This is a genomic window from Streptoalloteichus hindustanus, assembly GCF_900129375.1.
Classification (GTDB): domain Bacteria; phylum Actinomycetota; class Actinomycetes; order Mycobacteriales; family Pseudonocardiaceae; genus Streptoalloteichus; species Streptoalloteichus hindustanus.
In genome coordinates this window covers 446,375-469,609 of record NZ_FQVN01000006.1, presented here as the reverse complement: position 1 = coordinate 469,609, position 23,235 = coordinate 446,375, and the positions used below count along the sequence as shown (strand labels likewise).

24 protein-coding genes and 1 riboswitch are annotated in these 23,235 nt (G+C 73.5%); of the genes, 9 read left to right on the top strand and 15 right to left on the bottom strand.

Annotation, left to right across the window (positions count from 1 at the left end; all coding sequences use genetic code 11):
• Nucleotides 1-30: 30 nt before the first annotated feature.
• The 3 genes from BUE43_RS20970 to infA all read left to right on the top strand — a co-directional run bounded on the left by BUE43_RS20970 (nucleotide 31) and on the right by infA (nucleotide 2,505).
• Nucleotides 31-1,002 (top strand): ABC transporter substrate-binding protein, encoded by a 972-nt coding sequence (locus tag BUE43_RS20970; RefSeq protein ID WP_073485777.1) that lies wholly within the window; start codon nucleotides 31-33, stop codon nucleotides 1,000-1,002.
• 109 nt (nucleotides 1,003-1,111) lie between these two features.
• A riboswitch (cobalamin riboswitch) is annotated at nucleotides 1,112-1,321 on the top strand.
• A 127-nt stretch (nucleotides 1,322-1,448) separates the two neighbouring features.
• On the top strand, nucleotides 1,449-2,030 hold the full coding sequence (locus BUE43_RS20965; protein WP_073485775.1) for an acyl-CoA thioesterase: 582 nt from the start codon (nucleotides 1,449-1,451) through the stop codon (nucleotides 2,028-2,030).
• 253 nt (nucleotides 2,031-2,283) lie between these two features.
• Nucleotides 2,284-2,505 (top strand): translation initiation factor IF-1, encoded by a 222-nt coding sequence (gene infA, locus BUE43_RS20960; protein ID WP_073485773.1) that lies wholly within the window; start codon nucleotides 2,284-2,286, stop codon nucleotides 2,503-2,505.
• A 187-nt stretch (nucleotides 2,506-2,692) separates the two neighbouring features.
• Here the strand turns inward: infA and rsmI are convergent, their stop codons facing one another.
• From rsmI to BUE43_RS20900, 12 genes are all read right to left on the bottom strand, one after another.
• Complete coding sequence (gene rsmI / locus BUE43_RS20955) at nucleotides 2,693-3,415, bottom strand: 16S rRNA (cytidine(1402)-2'-O)-methyltransferase (protein WP_083959883.1); 723 nt, start codon at nucleotides 3,413-3,415, stop codon at nucleotides 2,693-2,695.
• A 72-nt stretch (nucleotides 3,416-3,487) separates the two neighbouring features.
• Nucleotides 3,488-4,333 (bottom strand): class I SAM-dependent methyltransferase, encoded by an 846-nt coding sequence (locus tag BUE43_RS20950; protein WP_073486171.1) that lies wholly within the window; start codon nucleotides 4,331-4,333, stop codon nucleotides 3,488-3,490.
• A 146-nt stretch (nucleotides 4,334-4,479) separates the two neighbouring features.
• The gene (locus tag BUE43_RS20945) at nucleotides 4,480-6,291 is read right to left on the bottom strand and encodes an ABC transporter ATP-binding protein (RefSeq protein ID WP_083959882.1); all 1,812 of its coding nucleotides are present in this window, start codon (nucleotides 6,289-6,291) and stop codon (nucleotides 4,480-4,482) included.
• Entirely contained in the window at nucleotides 6,288-7,280 is a 993-nt protein-coding gene (locus BUE43_RS20940) for an ABC transporter permease (RefSeq protein WP_073485771.1), read from the bottom strand. Before BUE43_RS20940 ends, BUE43_RS20945 begins: the two co-directional genes overlap by 4 nt.
• Nucleotides 7,281-7,283: 3 nt before the next feature.
• Entirely contained in the window at nucleotides 7,284-8,342 is a 1,059-nt protein-coding gene (locus BUE43_RS20935) for an ABC transporter permease (protein ID WP_234995819.1), read from the bottom strand.
• Nucleotides 8,339-10,033, bottom strand: coding sequence for an ABC transporter substrate-binding protein (locus BUE43_RS20930; protein ID WP_143174275.1), 1,695 nt, complete (start codon nucleotides 10,031-10,033; stop codon nucleotides 8,339-8,341). Before BUE43_RS20930 ends, BUE43_RS20935 begins: the two co-directional genes overlap by 4 nt.
• Before the next feature lie 403 nt (nucleotides 10,034-10,436).
• Nucleotides 10,437-11,273: an NAD(P)H-binding protein gene (locus BUE43_RS20925; protein ID WP_073485769.1), complete on the bottom strand. Its 837-nt coding sequence runs from the start codon at nucleotides 11,271-11,273 to the stop codon at nucleotides 10,437-10,439.
• Between the two features lie 423 nt (nucleotides 11,274-11,696).
• Nucleotides 11,697-12,029, bottom strand: coding sequence for a hypothetical protein (locus BUE43_RS20920; protein ID WP_073485767.1), 333 nt, complete (start codon nucleotides 12,027-12,029; stop codon nucleotides 11,697-11,699).
• Nucleotides 12,030-12,086: 57 nt separating this feature from the next.
• Nucleotides 12,087-13,106 (bottom strand): M64 family metallopeptidase, encoded by a 1,020-nt coding sequence (locus tag BUE43_RS20915; RefSeq protein ID WP_073485765.1) that lies wholly within the window; start codon nucleotides 13,104-13,106, stop codon nucleotides 12,087-12,089.
• Between the two features lie 295 nt (nucleotides 13,107-13,401).
• Entirely contained in the window at nucleotides 13,402-14,238 is an 837-nt protein-coding gene (locus BUE43_RS20910; protein ID WP_073485763.1) for an SGNH/GDSL hydrolase family protein, read from the bottom strand.
• 78 nt (nucleotides 14,239-14,316) lie between these two features.
• Complete coding sequence (locus BUE43_RS20905; protein ID WP_234995818.1) at nucleotides 14,317-15,357, bottom strand: lactonase family protein; 1,041 nt, start codon at nucleotides 15,355-15,357, stop codon at nucleotides 14,317-14,319.
• Nucleotides 15,358-15,402: 45 nt separating this feature from the next.
• Complete coding sequence (locus tag BUE43_RS20900) at nucleotides 15,403-16,302, bottom strand: PPK2 family polyphosphate kinase (RefSeq protein ID WP_073485759.1); 900 nt, start codon at nucleotides 16,300-16,302, stop codon at nucleotides 15,403-15,405.
• A 142-nt stretch (nucleotides 16,303-16,444) separates the two neighbouring features.
• Here BUE43_RS20900 and rocD point away from each other — a divergent pair, with 142 nt between their 5' ends.
• Nucleotides 16,445-17,683, top strand: coding sequence for an ornithine--oxo-acid transaminase (gene rocD / locus BUE43_RS20895; RefSeq protein WP_073485757.1), 1,239 nt, complete (start codon nucleotides 16,445-16,447; stop codon nucleotides 17,681-17,683).
• A gap of 105 nt (nucleotides 17,684-17,788) precedes the next feature.
• Here rocD and BUE43_RS20890 read toward each other — a convergent pair whose 3' ends face one another.
• A complete protein-coding gene (locus tag BUE43_RS20890) occupies nucleotides 17,789-18,145 on the bottom strand; it encodes a four-helix bundle copper-binding protein (protein ID WP_073485755.1) in 357 nt (118 codons plus the stop codon).
• A gap of 191 nt (nucleotides 18,146-18,336) precedes the next feature.
• Between BUE43_RS20890 and BUE43_RS20885 the strand changes: the two genes are divergently transcribed.
• Complete coding sequence (locus BUE43_RS20885; protein ID WP_234995835.1) at nucleotides 18,337-19,647, top strand: DUF2252 domain-containing protein; 1,311 nt, start codon at nucleotides 18,337-18,339, stop codon at nucleotides 19,645-19,647.
• 49 nt (nucleotides 19,648-19,696) lie between these two features.
• On the opposite strand, the gene BUE43_RS20880 is transcribed toward BUE43_RS20885, so the two are convergent.
• Complete coding sequence (locus BUE43_RS20880) at nucleotides 19,697-19,942, bottom strand: hypothetical protein (RefSeq protein WP_073485753.1); 246 nt, start codon at nucleotides 19,940-19,942, stop codon at nucleotides 19,697-19,699.
• A gap of 256 nt (nucleotides 19,943-20,198) precedes the next feature.
• Nucleotides 20,199-21,230: a cell division protein ZapE gene (zapE, locus tag BUE43_RS20875; protein WP_073485751.1), complete on the bottom strand. Its 1,032-nt coding sequence runs from the start codon at nucleotides 21,228-21,230 to the stop codon at nucleotides 20,199-20,201.
• A gap of 23 nt (nucleotides 21,231-21,253) precedes the next feature.
• Here zapE and BUE43_RS20870 point away from each other — a divergent pair, with 23 nt between their 5' ends.
• The 4 genes from BUE43_RS20870 (at nucleotide 21,254) to BUE43_RS20855 (ending at nucleotide 23,235) form a co-directional block, all read left to right on the top strand.
• Nucleotides 21,254-22,012: a pyrimidine reductase family protein gene (locus BUE43_RS20870; protein ID WP_073485749.1), complete on the top strand. Its 759-nt coding sequence runs from the start codon at nucleotides 21,254-21,256 to the stop codon at nucleotides 22,010-22,012.
• A 141-nt stretch (nucleotides 22,013-22,153) separates the two neighbouring features.
• Nucleotides 22,154-22,630: an Asp23/Gls24 family envelope stress response protein gene (locus tag BUE43_RS20865; protein WP_073485747.1), complete on the top strand. Its 477-nt coding sequence runs from the start codon at nucleotides 22,154-22,156 to the stop codon at nucleotides 22,628-22,630.
• Nucleotides 22,631-22,642: 12 nt separating this feature from the next.
• On the top strand, nucleotides 22,643-22,993 hold the full coding sequence (locus BUE43_RS20860) for an Asp23/Gls24 family envelope stress response protein (RefSeq protein ID WP_073485745.1): 351 nt from the start codon (nucleotides 22,643-22,645) through the stop codon (nucleotides 22,991-22,993).
• Nucleotides 22,990-23,235: a hypothetical protein gene (locus BUE43_RS20855; protein ID WP_073485743.1), complete on the top strand. Its 246-nt coding sequence runs from the start codon at nucleotides 22,990-22,992 to the stop codon at nucleotides 23,233-23,235. The genes BUE43_RS20860 and BUE43_RS20855 overlap by 4 nt, the downstream gene beginning before the upstream one ends.

Here is a 23,235-nt window from a genome sequence, read left to right as displayed (position 1 = left end):
GGACACCGCGGCGCACGAGGAGGTACGGGAATGGCGGCGGGTAGACGGGCGTACGCGGTGGCCGCGGCGGTGGCCGCGGCGAGCATGCTGACGGCGTGCGGCGGCGGCTCCGAGACGGGGAGCGAGGGCGGCAAGCCGAAGCTGTACTTCCTGCCCGGTGTGAAGGCCGAGCCGTTCTACGTCTCGATGGAGTGCGGGGCGAAGGAGGAGGCGGCGGCGCTCGGCTACGAGTTCGTGGCCAAGGCGCCGGACAAGTTCGACGCGGACCTGCAGCTGCCGCTGGTCGAGGAGGCCCGCAAGGCCAAGGCCGCCGCCGTGCTCATCGCGCCGACCGACGAGCGCCGACTCATCGCGCCGATGAAGGACCTCGACCGCAACGGGACGAAGGTCGTCGAGGTGGACACCACCGTCCTCGCCAGCGGCGTGTCGACGTCCAGGGTGGCGTCCGACAACGTGCAGGGCGGGCGCAAGGCGGCGGAGACCCTGCTCCAGCTCGTCAACGGCAAGGGCAAGGTGCTGGTGCTCGACACCACGCTGGACACCTCGAGCACCAACGCCAGGGAGAAGGGCTTCGCCGAGGTCACCACGGCCAACTCGAAGATCACCTACCTGCCGAAGAAGTACACGGACAACGACCCGACCAAGGCCGCGCAGGTCGTCGCGCAGGCGCTCACCGAGAACCCCGACCTGGCCGGGATCTTCGCCACGAACCTCAACACCACCGAGGGCGCGGCGAACGCGCTGCGGGCCGCGGGGCGGACCGGCCAGGTGAAGCTGGTGGGCTTCGACGCGAGCCCGAAGCAGGTCGAGGACCTGCGCAACGGCGCGGTGCAGGCGCTGATCGCCCAGGATCCGGCCGGCATCGGCCGACAGGGCGTCCAGCAGGCGGTGGCCGCCGCGCAGAAGAAGCCCGCCAAGAGTGAGATCAAGGTCGAGGTGGTTCCGATCACCAGGGACTCCATGGACCAGAACAGCAGGTACTTCTACCGCACGAGCTGCTGACCAGGTCTTTTGGTTCCGGAGGGGCGGTCGGCGACAGGTCGGCCGCCCCTTCCGCGTCCTGGTCGGCGCCGGGGTTCACGCCCGTCCGCCGCCTATGCTGGTACTCGCGACTGGTTCGCCCGGCCCTCCGCCGGGCGTCGTAAGAGGGAATCCGGTGCGAGTCCGGAACTGCCCCGCAGCGGTGAGCGGGAACGACCGCCGTCATCAGGCACTGGGCGCCGCCGGGCGCCTGGGAAGCGACGGCCAGTAGGCGTCGCCGGGTCCCCGCCCCGCGGGGGCGGGCCGGTCGGCGTGCCCGCGAGTCCGAAGACCTGCCAGTGGCCCACGCGCGTGGGCGCGTGGTGGTCCGTGGCCCGGGGGAGGCCGAGGGCCGCGAGGTGGGTCGCCCGTCGTCCCCACGCGGGCCACGGACGTGGCCGAGGGACACGCGAGGGAAGGACAAGGCCATGGCTCAGCGATCGTTCGACGCCCCCGTCGGGGCGGACAGCGGGTGGGGGGACGACGTCCCGACTCCGGCGGCGAAGCCGGCGTCGGCGTCCCGCACGACGTTGTCGCACATCATGTCGGCGCAGGACGCCAACCTGTACGGCACGGGCCACGGCGGGGTGGTGATGAAGCTGGTCGACGACGCGGCGGCCGCCGTGGCCGGGCGGCACAGCGGCGGTCCCGCGGTCACCGCCGCGGTCGACGAGCTGGCCTTCCTGGTCCCGGCCAGGGTCGGCGACCTGGTGCACGCGCACGCGCAGGTGAACTGGACCGGGCGCACCTCGATGGAGATCGGCGTGCGGGTGATGGCCGAGCGGTGGAACGAGTCCACCCCGGCGAACCACATCGCCAGCGCCTACCTCACGTTCGTGGCGATCGACCCGGAGGGCCGGCCCCGGCCGGTGCCGCCGGTCCGGCCGGAGACCGCCGAGGACCACCGCCGGTTCCGGGAGGCGGAGATCCGCCGCACGCACCGGCTCGCCCGGCGGCAGGCCATCCAGCTGTCGCGGGCCGACGACGAGGCGGCCGACGTCACCGGGTGATCCCGGGGTTCGGCGCGCCGCCCGGCACGGGACCGGCGCGCCGAACCCACCCGCCGGACCCACTCACCGAACCTGACCGCCACCCCGTCCGCCGCGCGCCGTGGTGGACGGATCACACCCGGCGACAGAACCACCGCGGTTCGCCGACCCCTGCCGGTACAATGCGATTTGGCCCACAGCGCCCGAAGTCCACGAAGTCGGCGCCGCGAAACGCGGCCACCCCGTCCGGGCCAACGGAAGGAGAAGGCGGGTAATGGGAAAGAAGGAAGGGTCCGTCGAGGTCGAGGGACGGGTGATCGAGGCACTGCCCAACGCGATGTTCCGGGTGGAGCTGCAGAACGGGCACCACGTCCTCGCCCACATCAGCGGAAAGATGCGGAAGAACTACATCCGGATCCTGCTGGAGGACCGCGTCGTCGTCGAGCTGTCGCCCTACGACCTGACGCGCGGCCGCATCGTCTACCGCTACAAGTGACCGGGGCGCCAGCAGCGCGCCGCGGACGGACCGGCGGACGCGACTGACCGCGATCACGTGGTCATCGCGGTCCGCGCCCCCGCCTCCCCACCGCCGACCGACTCCTCCGGCGTCACCGACGTCGCAGACCTCCACCCGGCGCGCCGTGTGGGCCAGCTCGGTGAGACCGAGCTCAGTGAGACCGAGCTCAGCGCGGCGCCGCCGCGACCGGCGGTTCCCCGGCTCCGGCGAGCACCACCGTGAACTCGCCGCGCACCCCCGCCGCCGCCCACTCCGCCAGCTCGGCCAGGGTGCCCCTGCGCACGTCCTCGTAGCGCTTCGTCAGGTCCTTGCAGACCACCGCTTCGCGCCCTCCTCCCAACGCCGCCGCGGCGTCGGCGAGGCTCTCCGCCAGCCGGTGCGGCGACTCGAAGAACACGCAGGTCCTGGTCTCTCCCGCCAACGCGGCGAACCACCGGCGGCGCGGCCCCGACTTGCGCGGCGGGAAGCCGTCGAAGCAGAACCGCCGTCCCGGCAGGCCGGCCACCGCCAACGCGGTGAGCACGGCCGACGGCCCTGGCAGGCAGGTCACGGGCAGGTCCTCGGCCACGCACGCGGCCACCAGCCGGTATCCGGGGTCGGAGACGCTGGGCATGCCCGCGTCGGTGACCAGCAGCACGGTCGAGCCCGAGCGCAGGGCGGCGAGCAGGCCGGGCACCCTGGCCGCCTCGACGGCGTCGTAGAAGCTGATCACGCGCCCGGTCGGGTTCACCCCCAGCACACCGGTCAGGGTGCGCAGGTGCCGGGTGTCCTCGGCCGCGATCACGTCGGCGGTGGCCAGCATCTCGACCAGGCGGGGCGAGGCGTCCCCGAAGTCACCGAGGGGCGTGGCGGCGAGGACCAACCGGCCCGGATCGTCAGGGGAACCCACGCCAGGAGTCTAGTGCGGTCGCCGGCACCGGCCCGCCCGGCGGCGCGCCGGCCGACGGGTGCCCCGGGATTGTCAGGCGTTCTTCCGCACGAAATAGACGAGTTCGTTCCTGAATTCGACCTGCTCGACGTCGTGCGGCCGGTTCTCCAACCAGGCGCCGAAATTCGCCGAGTAGGTGTTGAACATCCCCTTGGAACGCTGGCCGAGGGACTTCGTCGGGAAACTCACCACGACCACCGGCGACCGGATCGCGTCGATCAGGTCCCACCCCTGCCCCCTGCCCTGCGCCTCGATGCAGGGCAGGGTCTTGAGCAGCAGGGTGACGTCGGTGGCCACCTCGCCCACCCCGGTCATCAGGTCGCGCACCCGCACGTCGTGGGCGACGCCGAGCGTCTCCAGGGCCGCGGCGAGGAACTCCGTGAGCCGGGTGTCGATGTCCGAGGCGTGGTAGGTGAACGCGTCCGAGCCGGGCATCCAGGGCGCGGCCAACGGGTTCATCCCGCACGCCAGGTCGCGCACGCTGGTCGGGGCGTCGAGCCGGGCGAAGACCTCCCGGTAGAACTCCTCCAGGATGGGCAGCCGCTCGCGGGTGGAGGCGTGCGTGGACATCGCGCGGTGCAGCACGGCCCGGACGGCCTCGTCGTCGCCGGCGTCGACCGCGTCCCGGAGCTGGCGCAGCAGCGCGTCGTACTTGGGCGGGCTGGGCAGGTAGGCGCCGAAGACCTCGTGCAGGCTGCGCTTGGTGCGCTTGACCGCCTCCGCGAGGTCGCCCCGGCTGGCCACGAGGGCGTTCGCGGCGAGCCGGCGCACGGTCTCGGGCGCGACGCTCTGGTAGCGCCGGCTCGACCGCACCGCCGCCATGACCTCCGCCAGCCGGGGGTCCTCGGCGTCGGCCGGTCCGGGGGCCGGGTGCGGCATCACGGGGTCCTCTCCGCTCGGTGACGGCACGCCGGCCGGGACGGCCACGGCGCGGGCGCGTCCGGGCTCGTCCGGGCGCCGCTCCACTGTCGTCCCAGCCTAGCGAGCCGGGCCCGGCCGGCGTGCCGCCCACCCGCCCCTCGGCGTCAGCCCGCCTCCGCCAGGGCCGCCCTGCGGACGGCCCGTTGCCGGCGCGCCTCCTCCGGGTCAAGGCGGGGCACCGCGGCGAGCAGGTCGCGGGTGTAGGGGTGCGTGGGGTTGTCGTAGAGCGCGTCGGACTCGGCCAGCTCCACCAGCTCCCCCGACCGCATCACCGCGACCCGGTCGCTGACCTGCCGGACGAGGGCCAGGTCGTGCGCCACGAACACCAGGGTGAGGTCGAACTCCCCGCGCAGGTCGGCCAGCAGGCGCACGATCCGGCTCTGGGTGGAGACGTCCAGCGCGGAGACCGGCTCGTCGCAGACCAGGAGCCGGGGCCGCAGCACGAGCGCGCGGGCGATCCCGACGCGTTGCCGCTGCCCGCCGGAGAACTCGTGTGGGTAGCGGTCCCGCCGGTCCGGGTCGAGCCCGACCCGCTCCATCATCTCCGCCACCGCCCGCCGGATCTCGGGCTCGTCGACGCCGTGGACCCGCAACGGGTCGCCGATGCTCTCGCCGACGGTGCGCCGCGGGTTGAGCGAGGACGCGGGGTCCTGGAACACCATCTGGAGGTCCCGCCGCAGCGGGCGGAGGCGGCGCTCGGGCAGCGACGCGAGGTCGTGGCCGTCGAAGTGGATCGTGCCCGAGGTGGGGTCGAGCAGCCGGACCATCATCCGCGCGAGCGTCGTCTTGCCCGAGCCGCTCTCCCCGACGACGCCCAGGGTCTCCCCGCGCCGGATGTCCAGGCTCACGCCGTCGACGGCCCGCACCGGCTCCCGGCGGCCGATGAGCCACCCGCGCTGCCGGAAGTGCTTGCGCACGTCGGTGATCCGCATCAGCGGCTCGCCGGCGGTGGAACTGTCCGATGTGGACACTTCAGGCACCGCGGAAGTTGCGACCACTGTGGACACTCCGGAGGACTCCACAACGGACTTCCGGGTCGTCTCGATCCGGGGGACGGCGGAGACCAGCTCCCGGGTGTAGGGCTCGGTCGGCGCGGACAGCACCCGGTCGACCGGGCCGCGCTCCACCGCGACGCCGGCGTGCATCACCAGCACGTCGTCGACGTTGCCAGCCGCCACCCCGAGGTCGTGGGTGACCAGGAGCAGCGCCATGCCCGCGTCGGTGCGCAGCTCGTGCAGCAGGTCGAGGATCTGCGCCTGCACCGTGACGTCCAGCGCGGTCGTGGGCTCGTCGGCGACGAGCACGTCGGGCTCGCAGGCCAGGGCCATCGCGATCATGGCCCGCTGCCGCATGCCGCCGGAGAACTCGTGCGGGTGCGACCTGGCCCTGCGCTCGGCCGACGGGATGCCGACCCGGTCCAGCACCGTCACCGCCCTGGCCCACGCGGCCCGGCGGTCCACCCCGGTGTGCACCCGGCAGACCTCGGCGATCTGGTCGCCGACGGAGTAGTAGGGGTCCAGCGCCGACAGCGGGTCCTGGAAGATCATCGCGATCCGCCGGCCCCGGAGCCGCCGCACCTCCTCGGCGTCGGCCGTCGTCAGGTCGACGCCGGCCACCTCGATCCGGCCGCTGACCCTGGCCCCGGAACCCCGGTGCAGGCCGAGCAGCGCCAGGGCGGTCGCGCTCTTGCCCGAGCCGGACTCGCCGACCAGACCGAGCGCCGCGCCCGGCCGCAGCGCGAACGACAGGCCGTCGACGGCGACGACCTCGCCGGTGTCGCCGGGGAAGGCGATCCGCAGGTCCTCGACCGCGACCACCGGCCGCGCCGGGTCGACAGCGGCGGCGTCGGCGGCGTTGTTGGCGGGACGGTCCCCCGCGGAGTCGCCGGGGAGGAGAACGGGTTGGGACGCGCTCATGTCAGGCTCACCCTCCGGTCCAGCACCGCGTACACCAGGTCCGCGACCACGTTGCCGACGACGATGGCGAAGCCGGCGAGCAGCACCAGCCCCACTACGACCGGCAGGTCGAGCGTGTTGACCGACTGCACCAGGAGCTGCCCGAGGCCGGGCAGGCCGAACAGCGTCTCGGTGAGCGAGGCGCTGGTGAGCACCCCGCCGACGTCGACGGCCAACATGGTCGCCAGCGGGGTCAGCGCCCCGCGCAGCGCGTGCCGGCCGATCACCCTGCGCTCCCGCAGGCCGTACGCGCGCGCCGTGCGGATGTGGTCCTCGGACAACGTCTCCAGCATCGAGGTCCTGGTGAGCCGGGCGTACTTGGCCGCCTCCACCAGCGCCAGGGCGAACCACGGCAACACCAGGCTCCGCGCCCACCCGGCGGGATCGCTCGCCAGCGACACGTAGCTCGGGAACGGCAACCACTGCAGCCAGACGCAGAACACCATGAGCAGCAACAGCCCGGAGATGAACACCGGGATGGACATGCCGCCCAGGACGAAGACGGTGGTGGCGCGGTCGATGAACCGGCCGCGGCGCAGCGCGGAGAGCACGCCGCCGCCGACCCCGATGGACAGCCACAGCACCATCGCGCCGGCCGTCAGCGACAGCGAGACGGGCAGCCGGTCGGCGATGAGCGCGAGCACCGGCTCGTCGGTCTGGAACGAGAACCCGAGGCACGGCGCGGGGCAGTGGAACACGTTCGGCCCCGCGCTGACGTCCCGCCCCACCACGAGGCCGGTGAGGAACTGCCAGTACTGCACGGCCACCGGCTGGTCGAGGCCGAGCTTCTGCCGGACGAGGGCCAGCCGGTCCGCCGAGCAGGTCTTGATCCCGCAGACGAGCTGCGCCGGGTCGCCGGGCAGCAGGTAGAAGATCGCGAAGACCACGACGGACAACGCGAGCAGCACGAGGGCCGCGCCGACGACGCGGCGGGTCAGGTAGGGCAGCACGGTTCACTCCGCCCTGCGCGCCACGCCGGTGGCGCGCGGGTCCAGCGCGGTGCGCAGCCCGTCGGCGAGCAGGCTGAACGACAACACGGTGAGGAACAACAGGGTCGCGGGCACGAGCACGTACAGCGGGTCGCCGCGGAACCAGGTCGTCGCCTTGGACAGCATCTGCCCCCACGAGGGCGTCGGCGGTCGGACGCCGACGCCGAGGAAGGACAGACCGGCCTCGGAGATCATGTTGCTGGGCAACAGGATCGCCGCGTAGGACAGCACCGGCGCGACGACCCCGGGCAGGATCTCCCTGAAGGCCACCCTGGTCGGGGTCGCGCCGGCCAGCCGGGCGGCGGCGACGTGGTCCCGGGAGCGCAGGCTCAGCACCTGACCCCGCACGATCCGGGCGGTGCCGCCCCACCCGAACATCCCCATGATCAGCATGAGCAGCAGGGGCCGGGGGAACGAGTCGGGCACGATGGCCAGCAGCGCCACCGAGAAGATCAACGAGGGGAAGGCGATCACCAGGTCGGTCAGCCGGCCCAGCGCGTTGTCCAGCCAGCGCCCGCCGAGGCCGGCGGCCAGCCCGAGCAGCACGCCGAGCCCCACCTGCACGACCGCGGCGCCCACCGCGACCAGCAGCGAGATCCGCGCCCCGTACACGGTCCGCGCGAACAGGTCCCTGCCGGTCTGCGGCTCCACCCCCAGCCAGTGGTCGGCGCTGACGCCGCCGAACGAGCCGAGCGGCACGCCGCCCCGCGCGGAGTCCACCAACTCGGGGTGGAAGGTGACCGGGTCCTGCCCCTCCAGCATGGTCAGCAGCGGGGCGGCCAACGCCACGAGGACCGCCAGCCCCGCGAACACCATGCCGAACACGGCCGGCCGATCCGCCACCACCCGACGCCAGACGGCCCGTGCCGACCGCACCGGCGGCGGCCCTGCCTCCGTCGTCCCGACCCCCGCCGTCCCGACCTGCGCCGTCCCGACCTGCGCGCCCACCGCGATCGCCTCCTCCCCTCGGCCGACCGCCCGGCCCGGGGTCGTCCCCCTGGCCGGGCGGTCGGAGCGCGTCACTTGACCGACAGCGCCGTCAGGTCGTACTTGCCGGTCCAGTCGCTGACGAACGCGTTCTTCACGTTCTTGCCGGTCAGCGCGGCGTCCTTGCCGTGGAACAGGGTCACCACCAGCGCCTTCTGGCCGAGCTTCTCGTCCAGCTCGCCCCACCGCTTGGCGGCCTGCTTCGGGTCGGTGATCCGGGTGATCTCGTCGATCTCGGCGTTGATCGCCGGGTCGTCGTGGTGCGCGAGGTTGAAGTTGCCGCCGCTGGCGAGGATCTGCCTGCCGTCGAAGACCGGGGTGAGGAACGGGCCGCCCGACGGCCAGTCGGCGCCCCAGCCGGAGATCGCGATCTGGGGCTGGGTGGCCGGGTTCGCGATCGTGGTCGAGTACGAGGCGGAGTCGATGCCCTGCAGCCGCACCGTGATGCCGGCCCGCTTGTAGGCGTCCTGGAGCGCCGCGGCGACCTCGGGCCCGTCGCCCTCGCCGCTGTGCGTCGAGTGGGCCAGCGTCACCTCGACGCCGTTCGGGAAGCCGGCCTCGGCCAGCAACTGCTTCGCCTTCTCCGGGTCGCCGGTCGCGCCCGCCGGGTAGAAGTCGTACTTCCGGAAGCCCATCGACTCCTGCTCGGGCAGGAAGGTGGTGGCCGGGTAGGCCAGCGAGCTGCCGCCGGCGGCGTTGACGACGGCCTGGCGGTTCACCGCGTGGGTGAACGCCTGCCGCACCTTGGGGTTGTCGAACGGCGCCTTCGTCGTGTTGAAGGACAGGTACCAGGTGTAGGGGAAGTTGCCCTTCGCCACGCGCTTGGCCAGCTCGGGGTCGCCGTCGAGCCGGGCCAGCTCGTCCGGGCCGAGCTGGGTGTCGGTGGTGACCGCGTTGGCGTCGGCCCCGGCGCCGCCGGCGATCCGCTGGTTGATCACGGCCGCGTTCAGCCCGGAGTGGATCTCGATCCGGTCCGGGCAGCCGAGCCGGTTCGGGTCGACCGACCGGGACCAGTGCTCGTTGCGCACGAGCAGCAGGTCCTTGTTCTTCTCGTACTTCTCGATCCGGTACGGACCGCTGGAGACCGGCTTGTTCTCGTAGTTGGTCCCGGTGTCCTTGGCCTTGGGCACCGGGGAGAACTGCGTCGCGGTCGCCAGGTAGGGGAAGTCGCCCTGCGGCTTGCGCAGCCGGAAGACGATGGTCCTCTCGTCGGGCGTCTCGATCGCCGCGATGCCCTCGGGCTGGGCGTAGACGCCCTTGTAGTCGGCCGCGCCGACCAGCCAGTCGCGCAGGTAGGGCGCGCCGCCGGGCAGCTCGGGCGAGAAGCTGCGCTCGATGCCGTACTTGACGTCCTGCGCGGTGATCGGGCTGCCGTCGTCGAACTTCAGCCCGTCCCGCAGGTGGTAGGTCCAGGTCTTCGCGTCGTCGCTGGGCTCACCGGTGTTGGTGGCCAGGTCCGGCGCGACCTTGGTGCCCTCCTGGCCGCCGGCCCTGGTCCGGGTGGTCAGCGTCCGGAACAGCAGCGACGGGATGTTGCCGCCGCCGGAGGTGTAGAGCCGCGCCGGGTCCAGGTGGGTCTGGTCGCGCTGGTTGAGCACGGTGAGCGTGCCCCCCTGGCAGGTGGCGGGGTCGAAGGCGCCCGAGGCCGTGGCGCCGCCACCCCCGCACGCCACGCTCAGCGAGCCGGCGACGGCGGCCACCGAGAGCAGGACGAGTTTTCTCTTCACGACGATCGCTCCTGGAAGCAGGGGACGGCGCACCGCCGCCGAGCGGCGGCGACCGTCACCAGTGGGTGCTGCACGGGCGTGCGAACGAGCCCGGGACGACCACGGACGTCACGTGGTCAGCGCAGGAAAGGGGAAAGAAAGAGGTGTGCGTGCGTAGCGCTCAGCGACAGTGCACGTCGCTGACGCTCAGCGTGTGCACGCCGAGCAGCACGAGCTCGAAGTCGGGCATCGAGAGCCGACCGAGGGACACCATGCCCCGCACCCTAAACCGTCCAGATCACTCTTTCGGGTGAACGTCCTACTCCTCGGGAACGCACTTCTCGGACAGGGTGTCCCGTACCGCCCGAACCGGGCGGTACGGGACCATGGCGCGCCCAGCGACACCGAGCGACGCCGAGAGCGGTCAGGCGAAGGACGCGGCGTTGTCCTCGGCCCACCGGGCGAAGGTGCGCGCCGGGCGGCCGAGGACCTCCTCGACCGTCGGCAGCACCGGGTCCGGCGTGCGCTCCGCGTCCGCCCAGTAGCCGAGGAGCATGTCCACGACCTCGTCACCCAGGTACACGCCCACCAGCTCCCGGTACCGCTCCGGGGAGATCTCCTCGAACCGGACCGACCGCCCGATCGCCGCGCCGATCGCACGCGCCTGGTCGACGCGCGAGATCGCCTCGGGGCCGGTCAGCAGGTACTTCGCGCCCGCGTGGCCGTCGCGCAGCAACGCCGTCGTGGCCACCTCGGCGATGTCCGCCTCGTGGACCATCGCCTGGCGACCGGCGCCGTGCGGCGCGCGGACCACCCCCTCGGCGCGGATGGCCGGCGCCCACTCCAGTGTGTTGGCGGCGAAGGCGCCGGGCCGGACGAACGTCCACTCGACGTCCGCGGCCTCGACCGCCCGCTCGACCGCGAGGTGCTCCTCCCCCGCGGCCCAGTTGGTGCTCCGCCGGTCCACGGTGGACGACGAGGAGAGCACCACGATCCGGCGCACTCCCGCCTGGACGGCCAGCTCGACCACCTCGCCGGCCGTCTCAGGAACTGGGAACAGGTACATCCGGTCCACCCCGGCCACGGCCGGCGACACCGTCTCCGGCCGGCGCAGGTCGCCCGCCACCACCTCGACGCCGGCGGGCAGCCCGGTCCGCTCCGGCCTCCTCGTCAGCGCCCGCACCGCCTCGCCGGCCGCCACGAGCTGGTTGACGACGTGCCGGCCCACGTTCCCCGTCGCGCCAGTCACCAGGATCGTCATCCGTTCCTCCACTCTCGGTTCCCCGCTCTTCCCGGTCAGCCACTTCACCGACGGCAGCGAACGCGAGCGCCGCAAGACGCCTTTTCACCGATTCCCGCCGCGAAAGTGACCGCCGGCGACAGTACCGGCGGAAACCGAAACAGCGCACATAGGAGTTGGCGTTCGTTAATTTCCACCCCAGCCGGTTGACACCCCTCGCACACCCTGCTCTCAGCAGGCCCTGACCAGGGCATTTTTGAGATCACACGTGACCCGCGCCCGTCAAGCCGAAGGACGGCTCACTTGGTCGGTCACCCGCGCAGAAATGCGCGACCAAGCCGCGTCAATTCACTGGGAACAAGAGAACGGAAGCATCCGGAAAGACATTCCGGAGCGCGAGGGGACAAACAACGGACGCCAACGCGCGAGGTGACGCCGACCGGGTCACAGGACGGCACGGCCAGGTGGCGGCAGCACCGACAGCAGGCACGTCGGGCGGCCCGCGCCCCTGGTCAGCACCTCGATCTCGCAGACGAGGCGGGCCCGGGCGGCGTTCGGCACCCGCCACACCCGGACCCGCCACCGCTCACCCGGCGGACGGCCCGCCCGCTCGAACCACTCGTCGGCGACCAGCTTCGCGTAGTCCGGCGCCGGGTCGTGGCCGCCCCGGCGACCGAGGTGGAACCCCGAGTCGTTGAGGCGTTGCGCGTACAGGAGGAGGAACCCGCCCCGCCCGTGCCGGAGGTACTCGACGCGGTGCCAGTCGTCCCAGTCCATCCCCGCCACCACCTCCACCCCGGAGGGACGCGACGGGGACGGGCCGGCGGACGGCGGTCAGCGCGGCGCCGTCCTCCCCGCGTCCGACGACCCGTGGGCCGCCCTCCGGAGGATCGCCTCGGTCATCACCTCGCGGCTGGGCAGGTTGAACGCCCTGCCCAGCGAGCGCATCAGCGAGTTCTGGGTCGGTCGGTAGACGCCCCGCTTGTGGTAGTGCGCGCCCTCGTAGGCGGCCACCACCCCGCCGTCGGGCGAGGGCGTGCCGATCCAGCGGTGCCACTTCAGGCGCCGGGCCGCCAACGCCCCGGCGTCGTGCACCGACACGTTCGGCGCGCCCGGCTCCGGCCCGGTGTACAGGTCGTCGGGGTAGTCGTACTCGTCGGCCAGCCCGCCGAGGGAGTGGCCGAGCTCGTGCGGCACGATCTGCCCCGCCTGCTCGTTGCCGCCGGAGGAGGTGGCCACCCGGCCGCCCGCCCCGCCGTACTTCGTCGAGTTGCCCAGCGCCACCACGTGGTCCACCTCGGGCGCGGCGGCGGCGTACCGCTCGGCCGCGGCCTCGTCCACGCAGAGCAGCCGCTCCATGCCCTCGCACCAGAACCCCATGTCCATGGCGGTGTCCCGGTTCACGCCCCGCTGCGGGTCGTTGTCCACCCCGGACTCCCGGGAGATCACGTTGACCTGCCAGACGTTGAAGCGGTCCTTCAGGGTCCGGAACGGCTCCACCTCGCTGAGCTGCCGCCACCGCTCGACCACGTGCTGGTGGTAGAGCGGGAGGTCGGCCTCGGTGTAGCCGTCGCCAACGAAGACGAGGTCCAGCCGCTGGGAGGACGGGCCCGTGCGCTGGATCGGCACCACCTCGGCCCGCACCTCGCCCAGCTCCTTGGTGGTCCGCTGCCGCTTCGGCACCCGGACGCGGGTGATCGTGCCGTCGGGAGCGAAGACCTCCCTGACCTCGTGCCCCAGCGGCGCCGGGGCGGGCGGCGGGGCCGAGGCGCCCGCCGGAGCCATGAGCGTCACCGCGCCCACCGCCGTCACCCCGGCCACCAGAAGCCGTAATCGAACCGAGCCACCGACCATGCGAGGACTCCCCTCGTGCCGTTCCGTCGCGGGCGCCCACACCGGTCGGCGCCCGCGCGCGGAGGGAGGAGAGACCGCTCGCGGACGCCTGCGCGCCCTCCTGAGAACCTGCCGCACGATCCACGGGCGTGACTCATCCGAACAGCCCATAACAGGGTGATCGCCGCGACAGCGGAGGCCGTCGCGGCGATCGGGCGATCCGGGCGACCGGCGGGACACGGCGGCGGGCCAGGTCAGCCAGGCCAGGTGTCAGGCCGGGCCGGACGGGCCGGGTCGGACGGGCTCGCCGGCCCCGTCACCGGCGCGCGCTCGCCGCCGACTTGGTCACGCCCTCCAGCGCGGGCAGGTAGCCCTTGGCGTGCCCGTCCGCGTTCGGGTGGTAGGACTCGGCGATCGGCCAGCTCAACCCGTTGACCCACGGCGTCCGCGAGCACACGCCGTGCCCGGCGAACCGCTGCCGCACGTCCACGAAGGTGAAGCCGGCGGCCTTCGCCCTGGCCGAGGTGACCGCGGCCATGCGGTCGGCCGCCTGGTTCAGCCGGGCCCGCTTGGGCTCGCTGAGCGCCCCGAACACCGGGCACGACCCGAGTTCGAACAGCCGGGGGTAGCCGACCACGAGGACCTTCGCCTTCGGCGCCGCGCGCCGGATCCGCGAGTAGGTGCTGTCCAGGCGGGCGGGCAGCTCGTTCTCCATGTACTCCTCGGCCTCGTCGACCGTCTGGTCGCACTCGGCGTCGGTGCCGAGCTGGCAGGTGGTGACCCGGTCGGCGAACCCGGCGTCGTTGCCGCCGACCGACACCGTCACCAGGTCCGTGCCCGAGCTCAGCGCCCCGAGCTGGTTCGCCTTCACCTCGGCGGTGGTCGCGCCGGAGCAGGCGGCGAACCGGAACGACGCCGGCGCGCGGCTGGCGCTCCACAGGGCCGGGTACGCCTTCGGGCCGCGCAGGCAGTTCCCGCTGTCGTTGTCGTAGGACCTCGTGCCCACCCCGGAGGAGTAGGAGTCACCGAGCGCGACGTAGTCGACCGAGACGTCGGCGAGGACGGGTGAGGCCCCCAGGACGGCGGCGCCGCCGGTGACGAGGCTGAGCAGGACGGTGGTCAGGACACGGAGGACGGGACGAGCTGGTCGCATGGCAACCTCCGAGCAGGGGTGTGATCCAGCTCATAGCTACCACGCACCGTGTCTGCTCGGAAGCTTGCGGTAATCGCCCTAGCCGAACACCAGGCAGACGGGTGAACCGGTGGCCAGCACGTCCTGTCCGGGCAGCAGCGCTCCGGTGCTCTCGTCCACCCGGAAGCGGGTGACGCTGTGCCCCCGCCAGTTCGACGCGTACAGGTGGTTGCCCGCCGGGTCGATCGCGATGTGCCACGGCCACGCGCCGCCGGTCGGCGTCGCCCAGAGCAGGCGGAGCCGGCGGCCCTGCTCCTCCACGGCCAGGACCGCGACGCTGTCGTGGCCGCGGTTCGCGGCGTAGCAGAACCGCCCGTCGGCGGACAGGACGATCTCGGAGGGGTAGTTGGTCCCGGTCCAGCCGGGCGGCAGCGTCGACACCACCTGGCCCGGGGACAGCTGCCCCCGCTCCGCGTCCCAGGCGCAGACCGTGATCGTGGAGTCCAGCTCGCCCACCACGTAGGCGGTCCGGCCGTCCGGGTGGAACGCCAGGTGCCGGGGCCCGGAGCGCGGGCGGAACGCGGTGACGCCGTGCCGGCCGATCCGCCCGGCGGCGCGGTCGAAGCCGTAGCCGACCACCGAGTCGGTCCCGAGGTCGACCGCGAGCACCCAGTTCCCGCTCGGGTCGGCCAGCACCTGGTGCACGTGCGGCCCCTCCTGCCGGTCCGGGTCCGGGCCGGAGCCGGTGTGCCGGGCCGAGTCCGAGGGCTCCGCCAGTCCGCCGTCGGGCCGCACCGGGTGCACGACCACGCTGCCGCTGCGGTAGTTCCCCGCGAACACGTGCCCGCCGTCGGGGTGCGCGCTCACGTGGCAGGGACTCGCGCCCAGGCTGGACTGGGAGTTGATGACGGCGGGCCGGTCCCCGGTCAGCCGCACCGCGACGACCTTCCCCTGGTCCTGCTGGTTGACGGCGTAGAGCACGTCCCCGCCGGGCGAGAGGGCCAGGAACGTCGGGTCCGGCCCGACGTCGACGCCGCCGTCCAGCGTCAGCTGACCGCTCGCCGGGTCGGCGGTGAGCAGGGAGAGCCCGGTCCCCCGGGCGTCCCCGGTCGTGTAGGAGCCGAGGTAGGCACGCGTCATGATCTTCATCATGCCAAGTTCGGCGCCCGCTGTCCCCCGTCCGTGTTACGGGTTCGCGGCGTCCGTCCGGCCCTCTCCGGCCGGGGCGCAGCCGACGGCCATGAGCCGGGCGCGCTCCGCGGCCACGTCGAAGTCCGGCTCGGGGAAGCTCGGCGCCACCTCGGTCAGGACGGCTGTCAGCAACCGGGCGACCACCCAGTTCCGGTACCACTTCCGGTCCGCGGGAACCACGTACCAGGGCGCCGCCGCGGTGGAGCAGTGCAGGAGGACGTCCGCGTAGGCGCGCTGGTACGCGTCCCACGTCTCCCGGGTCACGACGTCCTCCGGTCGGTACTTCCACCGCTTGGTGGGCCGGTCGAGCCGGGCCAGCAGGCGCGCGCACTGCTCCTCGCGCGAGAGGTGCAGGAAGCACTTGAGGAACGTGACGCCCTGGTCGACCAGGCCGGCCTCGAACCGGTTGATCTCGGCGTACCGGCCCCGCCACACCCGCTCCGGCACCAGGTTCTCGACCCGCGCGACCAGCACGTCCTCGTAGTGCGAGCGGTCGAACACGCCGATGCGCCCCGGCGGGGGCACCTGCCGGCGGACGCGCCACAGGAAGTGGTGCCGCAGCTCCTCGGGCGTCGGCGGGCCGAAGGACGCGATGTGCAGCCCCTGCGGGTTGACCAGCCCGGCGACGTGCCGGATGGTGCCGCCCTTGCCCGCGGTGTCCATGCCCTGCAACACCACCAGCACCCGGCGGCGACCGCCGTGCGCGCCCTCGGCGTACAGGGCCTCCTGGAGCTGGCGCAGCCGCGTGGCGAGCCCCGCCATCCGCTGGCGCGCCTCGGCCTTGGTCCGCGGGCCGACCGGTGTGGCGCGCGGGTCCCAGACGGCCGGTTCCGCCTGGTCCGGGCGCGCTCGCAACAGGTCGAGCACCTCGGCGCGGGAGTCGCCGCCGCCCATTCGCGCGAGGGTAGCGGTTCGCCGCCAAACCCGCCGCTTCCACAACAGATCACGCACTATCGGGTCAATTACGCAACGATCTGCGGGCACAAGCAACGCCTGACCGATGATTCCGTAGGCGGACCGCCCTTAGCCTTGCCGCATGACCGTGACCGACGACCGTCCCGCCACCGGCGCGCCCTCGACGGCGGCCGAGTACGTCGCGCTCGACGAGCAGTGGAGCACGCACAACTACCACCCGCTGCCCGTCGTCATCGCGCACGCCGAGGGCGCCTGGGTGACCGACGTCGCCGGGCGTCGGTACCTCGACTTCCTGTCCGGCTACTCCGCGCTCAACTTCGGGCACCGGCACCCGGAGCTGGTCGCGGCCGCGGTGGAGCAGCTCAACCGCGTGACGCTGACCAGCCGGGCCTTCCACCACGACCAGATGGGCCTGTTCTGCCAGGAGCTGGCCGAGCTGACCGGCACCGAGCTGGTGCTGCCGATGAACTCCGGCGCCGAGGCGGTGGAGTCGGCGATCAAGGTGGCCCGGAAGTGGGCCTACCGCGTCAAGGGCGTGCCCGAGGACGCCGCGCGGATCGTGGTCGCCGGCTCGAACTTCCACGGCCGCACCACGACGATCGTGTCCTTCTCCACCGACAGCACGGCGCGCGCGGACTTCGGCCCGTTCACGCCGGGCTTCACGGTGGTCAAGTACGGCGACGTGCACGACCTGGAGGCGGCGATCGACGAGCACACCGCCGCGGTGCTCGTCGAGCCGATCCAGGGCGAGGCCGGCGTCGTCGTCCCGCCGCTGGGCTACCTGCGGGCCGTGCGCCGGATCTGCGACGACAACAACGTCCTGCTGATCGCCGACGAGATCCAGTCGGGCCTGGCCCGGACCGGCGACCTGCTGGCGCTGGACCACGAGGGCGTGCGGGCCGACCTGTACACGCTGGGCAAGGCGCTGGGCGGCGGGATCATGCCGGTCTCCGCCGTCGTCGGCCGCCGGGACGTCCTCGGCGTGCTGCGCCCCGGCGAGCACGGCTCCACCTTCGGCGGCAACCCGCTGGCCTGCGCGGTCGGCCGCGCGGTGGTGCGGCTGCTGGCCACCGGGGAGTTCCAGGAGCGGTCCCGCGAGCTGGGCGCGCACCTGCACTCCCGGCTGGGCGAGCTCGTCGGGCACGGCGTCGCCGAGGTGCGCGGCCGCGGTCTGTGGGCCGGCGTGGAGATCGCGCCGGGCGGCCCGAACGGCCGGGTGGCCTCCGAGGCGCTGGCCGAGCTCGGCGTGCTGTGCAAGGAGACGCACGACACGACGCTGCGGGTCGCGCCGCCGCTGGTGATCACCCGCGAGGAGCTGGACCGGGGCGTCGACGCCATCGCCGAGGTCGTCGGCGCCTGAGGCGTCGGCGCGGCGCGGTCACTCCCCGGTCGACGGGGTCGGGTGGACTCCCGACCCCGTCGACCGATCGCTTCGAGCGGTAGCGCGCGCCCGCTCCGCCTCCGCTCACATCCGCATTCCGGCCATCTCCGTGCACGACTCGGCGCAGCGGTGGCAGGCCTCCGCGCAGGCCCGCGTCGCGTCGTCGTCGAACCGGGAACACGCGTCCGCGCAGGCGCGGCAGACCTCCGCGCAGATCATGCAGACCGTGTTGGCCATCGGCGACTGCCGCATCATCATGTCGGCGCTGAGCCGGCAGATGTCCGCGCAGTCCATCAACGTGGACATCACGCCCCGCTCGACCATCGCGCCCCCCTGCCGCAGCGCGTGGTCGATGGTCTGCTCGCACACCCGGTGGCACTCGTCGCACGTGTCGATGCACTGGCGCATCCGCTCCGAGATCTCCCCCGTCATCCGCGTCATCGCGCCCTCCGTCCGGTCGGGTCGGCTCGGGTCCCCCGTGACACCTCCCAGTCGACGCCGCCGTTCGGGTGACCGCCACCCGGTGAAATACGAACGGGTGACAGCACGGCAAGATGGTGATCGTGCGCAGGGGGGACAGCGGACGGCTTCTGGACGGCTGGCGTGATCCGGCGACGGTGCGCGCCCAGGGCATGGCCCTGCGCGACGTCGCGCCCCACGCGGCCCACGACCACCCGGCGCTCGGGCCGAACCGGCCGGCGGTGCTGGACTACGTCACCGCGAGCAACGAGGGTCGGCTCAACCACCTCGTGCCCCTGCGCATCGGCCGGATGCTCGCCTCGCCCTTCGCCTTCTACCGGGGCGCCGCCGGCCTGATGGCGGCCGACCTGGTCGGCGGGCCGGTCAGCGGGCTGTCCGCGCAGATCTGCGGCGACGCGCACGCGGCGAACTTCGGGCTCTACGGCGCCACCGACGGCACGATCGTCATGGACGTCAACGACTTCGACGAGACCCTGGTCGGGCCGTGGGAGTGGGACCTCAAGCGGCTGGCGGCCAGCCTGGTGCTGGCCGGCCGGGTCGGCGGGGTCTCCGAGCGGGGCTGCCAGGACGCCGCCGAGGACGCCGTCCGCTCCTACCGGCTGGTGGTCGCCCACCTCGCGGAGCAGCCGTTCCTGGAGTCCTGGACCGCGCCGCCCGACAAGCGGGTGATCAGCCGGGCGCGGGCCCACGCGCTGCTGGACGACTTCACCAGGGCGTCGGACAAGGCGCGCAAGAACACCAGCGCGAAGGTCGCCGCGAAGTGGACCCGCCAGGTCGACCACGCCACCTGGCGGTTCGTCGAGAACCCGCCGGTGCTCACGCACGTCGACGCCGCGACGGCCGGGGCAGTGGCGCGGGGCCTGGTCGGCTACGTCGAGACGTTGCGGGAGTCGCGGCGCAACCTGATCACCCGATACACGCTGTCCGACGTGGCGTTCCGGGTCGTCGGCACCGGCAGCGTCGGCCTGCGCAGCTACGTGGCGCTGCTGCACGGCAACGGCGACGAGGCGTTGGTGTTGCAGCTCAAGGAGTCCCGCCCCTCCGCGCTCGCGCCGTACCTCGGCTCGCCGCCGGCCGAGCACGACGGCCGGCGCGTCGTCGAGGGCACGCGGCTGGTGCAGACCGAGACCGACGTCCTCCTGGGCTGGACGACGGTGGACGGCCGCCCGTTCCTGGTGCGGCAGTTCCGCAACAAGAAGGGCGACATCGACCCCACGCGCCTGAACGGGGGCCGCCTCGACGACTACGGCCGGCTCGCCGGCGCGTTGCTGGCCCGCGCGCACGCCCGCTCGATCGACCCGCGGGTGCTCGCCGGCTACTGCGGCGAGGAGGACGACCACAGCGCGTTGGACGATGCCGTGGGGCGGTTCGCCGTCCGGTACGCCGACCAGACCGAGCAGGACCACGCCGAGCTGGCCCGCGCGGTGAAGGACGGGCGGCTGCCCGCCCTCACCGGGGTCTGACCGACCGGGGTCCGACCGGCCGTCGCCCGGTCCCACCCGGCCCGACCGCTCACTCCTGTCCACTGTGGACAGTCTCTGCCCTGTCCCCGGACTCGCGCCGGCGCCGGGCGGCCCGGCGCTGCCGGTGGTGGGCGCGCATCAGCTCGGCCAACGCGCGCAGGATCGCCGGCCGCTGGGCGGGCGACGTCCTGCGCAGCGCGATCACCAGGGCGAGCACGACGGTGATCCCGCGGACGCAGGACAGGCTGAGCAACACGACGAACGCCGTCCAGGAGACGGCGGAGACCAGGCCCATGACGTGACCTCCTCGGCGGAACGACTGTTTCCGCGAGGTCTCTCCCGCCACGGTTGGCCGGCGGCGCCGAGCCGTCGTGCGGACGGCCGTGCTGACGACACCACCGAGAAGGAATACTCCCCTCGAAGCCGAGAGTAGCCACGCCCGGACGCGACATCACCCGGATTCCTCTGAACGCCAACGAAAAGCGACTCAGCGCACCGACCACCGAACCCCGGTTCTGGACCGGTGTCACGCGGCGCGGACGACCCGTCGGTCAGGCCCGGACCGCGTCCCGGGACAACGCGACGAGCCTGGACACGGCGCGCAGGTACTTCTTCCGGTAGCCGCCCCGGAGCATCTCGTCGGTGAACAGCTCCGACAGCGGAGCGCCGGAGACGGCGACCGGGACGGCGCTGTCGTAGAGCCGGTCCGCCAGGGCCACCAGACGCAACGCGACGTCCTGGTCCGGCGCGGCGTGCACACCGCGCAGGTGCACCGCGCTCACGCCCTCGACCAGCCGCCCGTACCGGGACGGGTGGAGCCGGCCGAGGTGCGCGCACAGCTCGTCGAAGTCGTCCAGGGTCGCGCCGGGCACGGTGGCCGCCCGCCGGGTCAGCTCGTCGTCGGTGAGCGGGTCGGGCGCGTCGGGCAGGCCGCGGTGCCGGTAGTCCGGGCCGTCGACCCGCACCACGTCGAACCGCGCGGACATGGCGTGGATCTCGCGGAGGAAGTCGTCGGCGGCGAACCGCCCCTCCCCCAGCTTGTCCGGCAGCGTGTTGGAGGTGGCTGCCACGTGGACCCCGGCCGAGGTCAGCTCGCTCAGCAGCCGGGTGACCAGCATGGTGTCGCCCGGGTCGTCCAGCTCGAACTCGTCGATGGCCAGCAGCCGGTGCGCCGAGAGGCGGCGCACGGCCTCGGCGAAGCCCAGCGCGCCGACGAGGTGGGTCAGCTCCACGAAGGTGCCGTAGGACTTCGGGCCGGGCGCCGCGTGCCAGATCGAGGCCAGCAGGTGGGTCTTGCCCACGCCGAACCCGCCGTCCAGGTACAGGCCGGGCCGGCCGGCCGCCGCCGCGTCCGAGCCGCCGCCGAACAGTGAGCGCACCCACGACTTCCGGGGCCGCCCCGCGCCGACCCGCTCGGCGAACCCCCGGCACGCCACCACGGCGGCGGCCTGGCTCGGCTCGTCCGGGTTCGGGAGATACGTCCCGAAGCGCACCGCGTCGAACCGGGGGGGCGGGGTCATCGCCGCGACCAGCTCGTCCGCGCCGACCTCCGGCCGACGGTCGGTCAGGCGCGGGGTGCTCATGGCAGTGACTCTAACCTGGGCGGGTGCACCAACTCTGGCCCGCGGACGTGACCCCGCCCACCGAGCTCGACGACGCCACGCTGGAGCGGTTGTACGCCTACCCCGAGCCGCTCGACCGCCCCCTGCTGCGGGTGAACTTCGTCTCCAGCCTGGACGGCGCGGTCACCGTGGCCGGCGTGTCCGAGGGCCTGTCCAGCAAGCCGGACAAGCGGGTGTTCGCGCTGCTGCGGGACCTGTCCGACGTCGTGCTGGTGGGGCTGGGCACCGCGCTGGTCGAGGGCTACCGGGGGGTCAAGCGCACCGAGGTGCGCCTGGAGCGCCGGCGGCGGCTGGGCCGCTCGGAGGTGCCGCCGGTCGCCGTGGTGACCCGGACCTGCGCGCTCGACCCGCTGGCGCCGCTGGTCACCGACACCGTCGCGCCCCTGGTCGTGCTGACCTGCGCGGCCGCGCCCGAGGAGCGGCGGACCGCGCTGGCCGCGGCCGGCGCCGACGTGGTGGTGGTCGGGGACGACGAGGTGGACCTGCCCGCCGCGCTGGCCGCGCTCGACGAGCGGGGCCTGCGCCGGATCTGCTGCGAGGGCGGGCCGGCGCTGTTCGGCTCGTTGGTGGCCGCCGACCTCGTCGACGAGCTGTGCCTGACGCTGTCCCCCCTGCTGACCAGCGGCGACGCCGGGCGGATCAGCCGGGGGCCGGCCGCGGAGGTCCCCCGGCGGCTGCGGCTGGCGTCGGTGCTGCACGCCGAGGACTCGTTGTTGCTGCGGTACGCGCGCCAGGCCGGCTGAGCACACCACCCGGTTCACTCTTTCGAGTGGGCTGACCGGGAACGGCCGGCATCCCACGTTCGGCGCGAATGCGCGGCGGGGAGAGCGGGCACCCGACCGGCGAGCGCGACAGCGGTCGCGCGAGCGGGAGGAGGCGCACGCATGGCCCAGAGCACGGCACAGCCCGACACGACGAGCCACCCGCCGGCGCAGCGCTCGGAGAGCGCTCCGACCCGGCTGGCCGACGAGCACTCGCGGGGCAAGACGACGATCGCCTCGTCGGTGGTGCAGAAGATCGCGGCGATGGCGGCGCGGGAGATCTCCGGCGTGCACGCCATGGGCGGCGGGGTGTCCCGGGCCTTCGGCGCGCTGCGCGAGCGCATCCCGGGCGCGGGGACCTCGTCGACCAGCGGCGTCCAGGTCGAGGTCGGCGAGAAGCAGGCGGCCATCGACCTCGACCTGGTCATGGAGTACGGCGCGTCCATCGTGGACCTGGCGCGCGCGGTGCGGCGCAACGTCATCTCCACGGTCGAGCGGATGACCGGCCTGGAGGTGATCGAGGTCAACATCGAGGTCAACGACATCCACGTGCCCGAGGACGACTCCGGCGAGGACCAGCCGCAGAGCCGGGTGGAGTGAGGGACGGGACCCGTGGGCGCGGCCGACAGGGACCCCGCGGACGGCGCGGACCCCACCGAGTTCGCCGAGGTCGTCGCCAGGGCGGTGACGGAGCACCCGGCGGTCGCCCGGTTGGACGGCGGCCCGCACGGCGTGATCGCCACCCACCTGCCCGGCCGCCGCGTCGTGGGCGTGCGCGCGCTGGAGCGGGGCGAGCCGGTGGAGGTCGGTGTGGTCCTGCGGTGGGGGCACTCGCTGCCCCGGGTGGCCGACGAGCTGCGCGAGCGGGTGCGGGCGGTGGCCGGCCACGTGCCGGTCGACGTCACCATCACCGGCGTCACCGCGCCCACGGAGGAGACCGACGGATCGGGGCACCCGTCATGACCGACCGGGCCGACCGCGCGGCGTTCCTGGCCTTCGTCCGGGCGAACCACCCCGACGTCGGCGGGGACCACGACGCCTTCGTGGCCGGTCTCGCGGCGCTGCGGGCGACCCCGGGCGCCGGGAACGCCGCCACGCGGCCCGATCGGTGGGACGCGCCGATCGTCGCCCGCCCGGGAGGGCTGCGCGGGATGGTGTCGCGCTGGCGCGACCGACGCCACCGGCGGCACCGCCGCCTCCGGTGA

What these genes read in the sequence shown, in the direction of transcription:
- BUE43_RS20910 (WP_073485763.1), bottom strand. Translation starts at nt 14,238, where the DNA reads ATGCGACCAGCTCGTCCCGTCCTCCGTGTCCTGACCACCGTCCTGCTC.
- BUE43_RS20950 (WP_073486171.1), bottom strand. Translation starts at nt 4,333, where the DNA reads ATGCCGCACCCGGCCCCCGGACCGGCCGACGCCGAGGACCCCCGGCTG.
- BUE43_RS20890 (WP_073485755.1), bottom strand. Translation starts at nt 18,145, where the DNA reads ATGACGCGGATGACGGGGGAGATCTCGGAGCGGATGCGCCAGTGCATC.
- zapE (WP_073485751.1), bottom strand. Translation starts at nt 21,230, where the DNA reads ATGAGCACCCCGCGCCTGACCGACCGTCGGCCGGAGGTCGGCGCGGAC.
- rocD (WP_073485757.1), top strand. Translation starts at nt 16,445, where the DNA reads ATGACCGTGACCGACGACCGTCCCGCCACCGGCGCGCCCTCGACGGCG.
- BUE43_RS20945 (WP_083959882.1), bottom strand. Translation starts at nt 6,291, where the DNA reads ATGAGCGCGTCCCAACCCGTTCTCCTCCCCGGCGACTCCGCGGGGGAC.
- BUE43_RS20915 (WP_073485765.1), bottom strand. Translation starts at nt 13,106, where the DNA reads ATGGTCGGTGGCTCGGTTCGATTACGGCTTCTGGTGGCCGGGGTGACG.
- infA (WP_073485773.1), top strand. Translation starts at nt 2,284, where the DNA reads ATGGGAAAGAAGGAAGGGTCCGTCGAGGTCGAGGGACGGGTGATCGAG.
- BUE43_RS20905 (WP_234995818.1), bottom strand. Translation starts at nt 15,357, where the DNA reads ATGACGCGTGCCTACCTCGGCTCCTACACGACCGGGGACGCCCGGGGG.
- BUE43_RS20925 (WP_073485769.1), bottom strand. Translation starts at nt 11,273, where the DNA reads ATGACGATCCTGGTGACTGGCGCGACGGGGAACGTGGGCCGGCACGTC.
- BUE43_RS20920 (WP_073485767.1), bottom strand. Translation starts at nt 12,029, where the DNA reads ATGGACTGGGACGACTGGCACCGCGTCGAGTACCTCCGGCACGGGCGG.
- BUE43_RS20965 (WP_073485775.1), top strand. Translation starts at nt 1,449, where the DNA reads ATGGCTCAGCGATCGTTCGACGCCCCCGTCGGGGCGGACAGCGGGTGG.
- BUE43_RS20865 (WP_073485747.1), top strand. Translation starts at nt 22,154, where the DNA reads ATGGCCCAGAGCACGGCACAGCCCGACACGACGAGCCACCCGCCGGCG.
- BUE43_RS20885 (WP_234995835.1), top strand. Translation starts at nt 18,337, where the DNA reads ATGGCCCTGCGCGACGTCGCGCCCCACGCGGCCCACGACCACCCGGCG.
- BUE43_RS20880 (WP_073485753.1), bottom strand. Translation starts at nt 19,942, where the DNA reads ATGGGCCTGGTCTCCGCCGTCTCCTGGACGGCGTTCGTCGTGTTGCTC.
- BUE43_RS20855 (WP_073485743.1), top strand. Translation starts at nt 22,990, where the DNA reads ATGACCGACCGGGCCGACCGCGCGGCGTTCCTGGCCTTCGTCCGGGCG.
- BUE43_RS20900 (WP_073485759.1), bottom strand. Translation starts at nt 16,302, where the DNA reads ATGGGCGGCGGCGACTCCCGCGCCGAGGTGCTCGACCTGTTGCGAGCG.
- BUE43_RS20970 (WP_073485777.1), top strand. Translation starts at nt 31, where the DNA reads ATGGCGGCGGGTAGACGGGCGTACGCGGTGGCCGCGGCGGTGGCCGCG.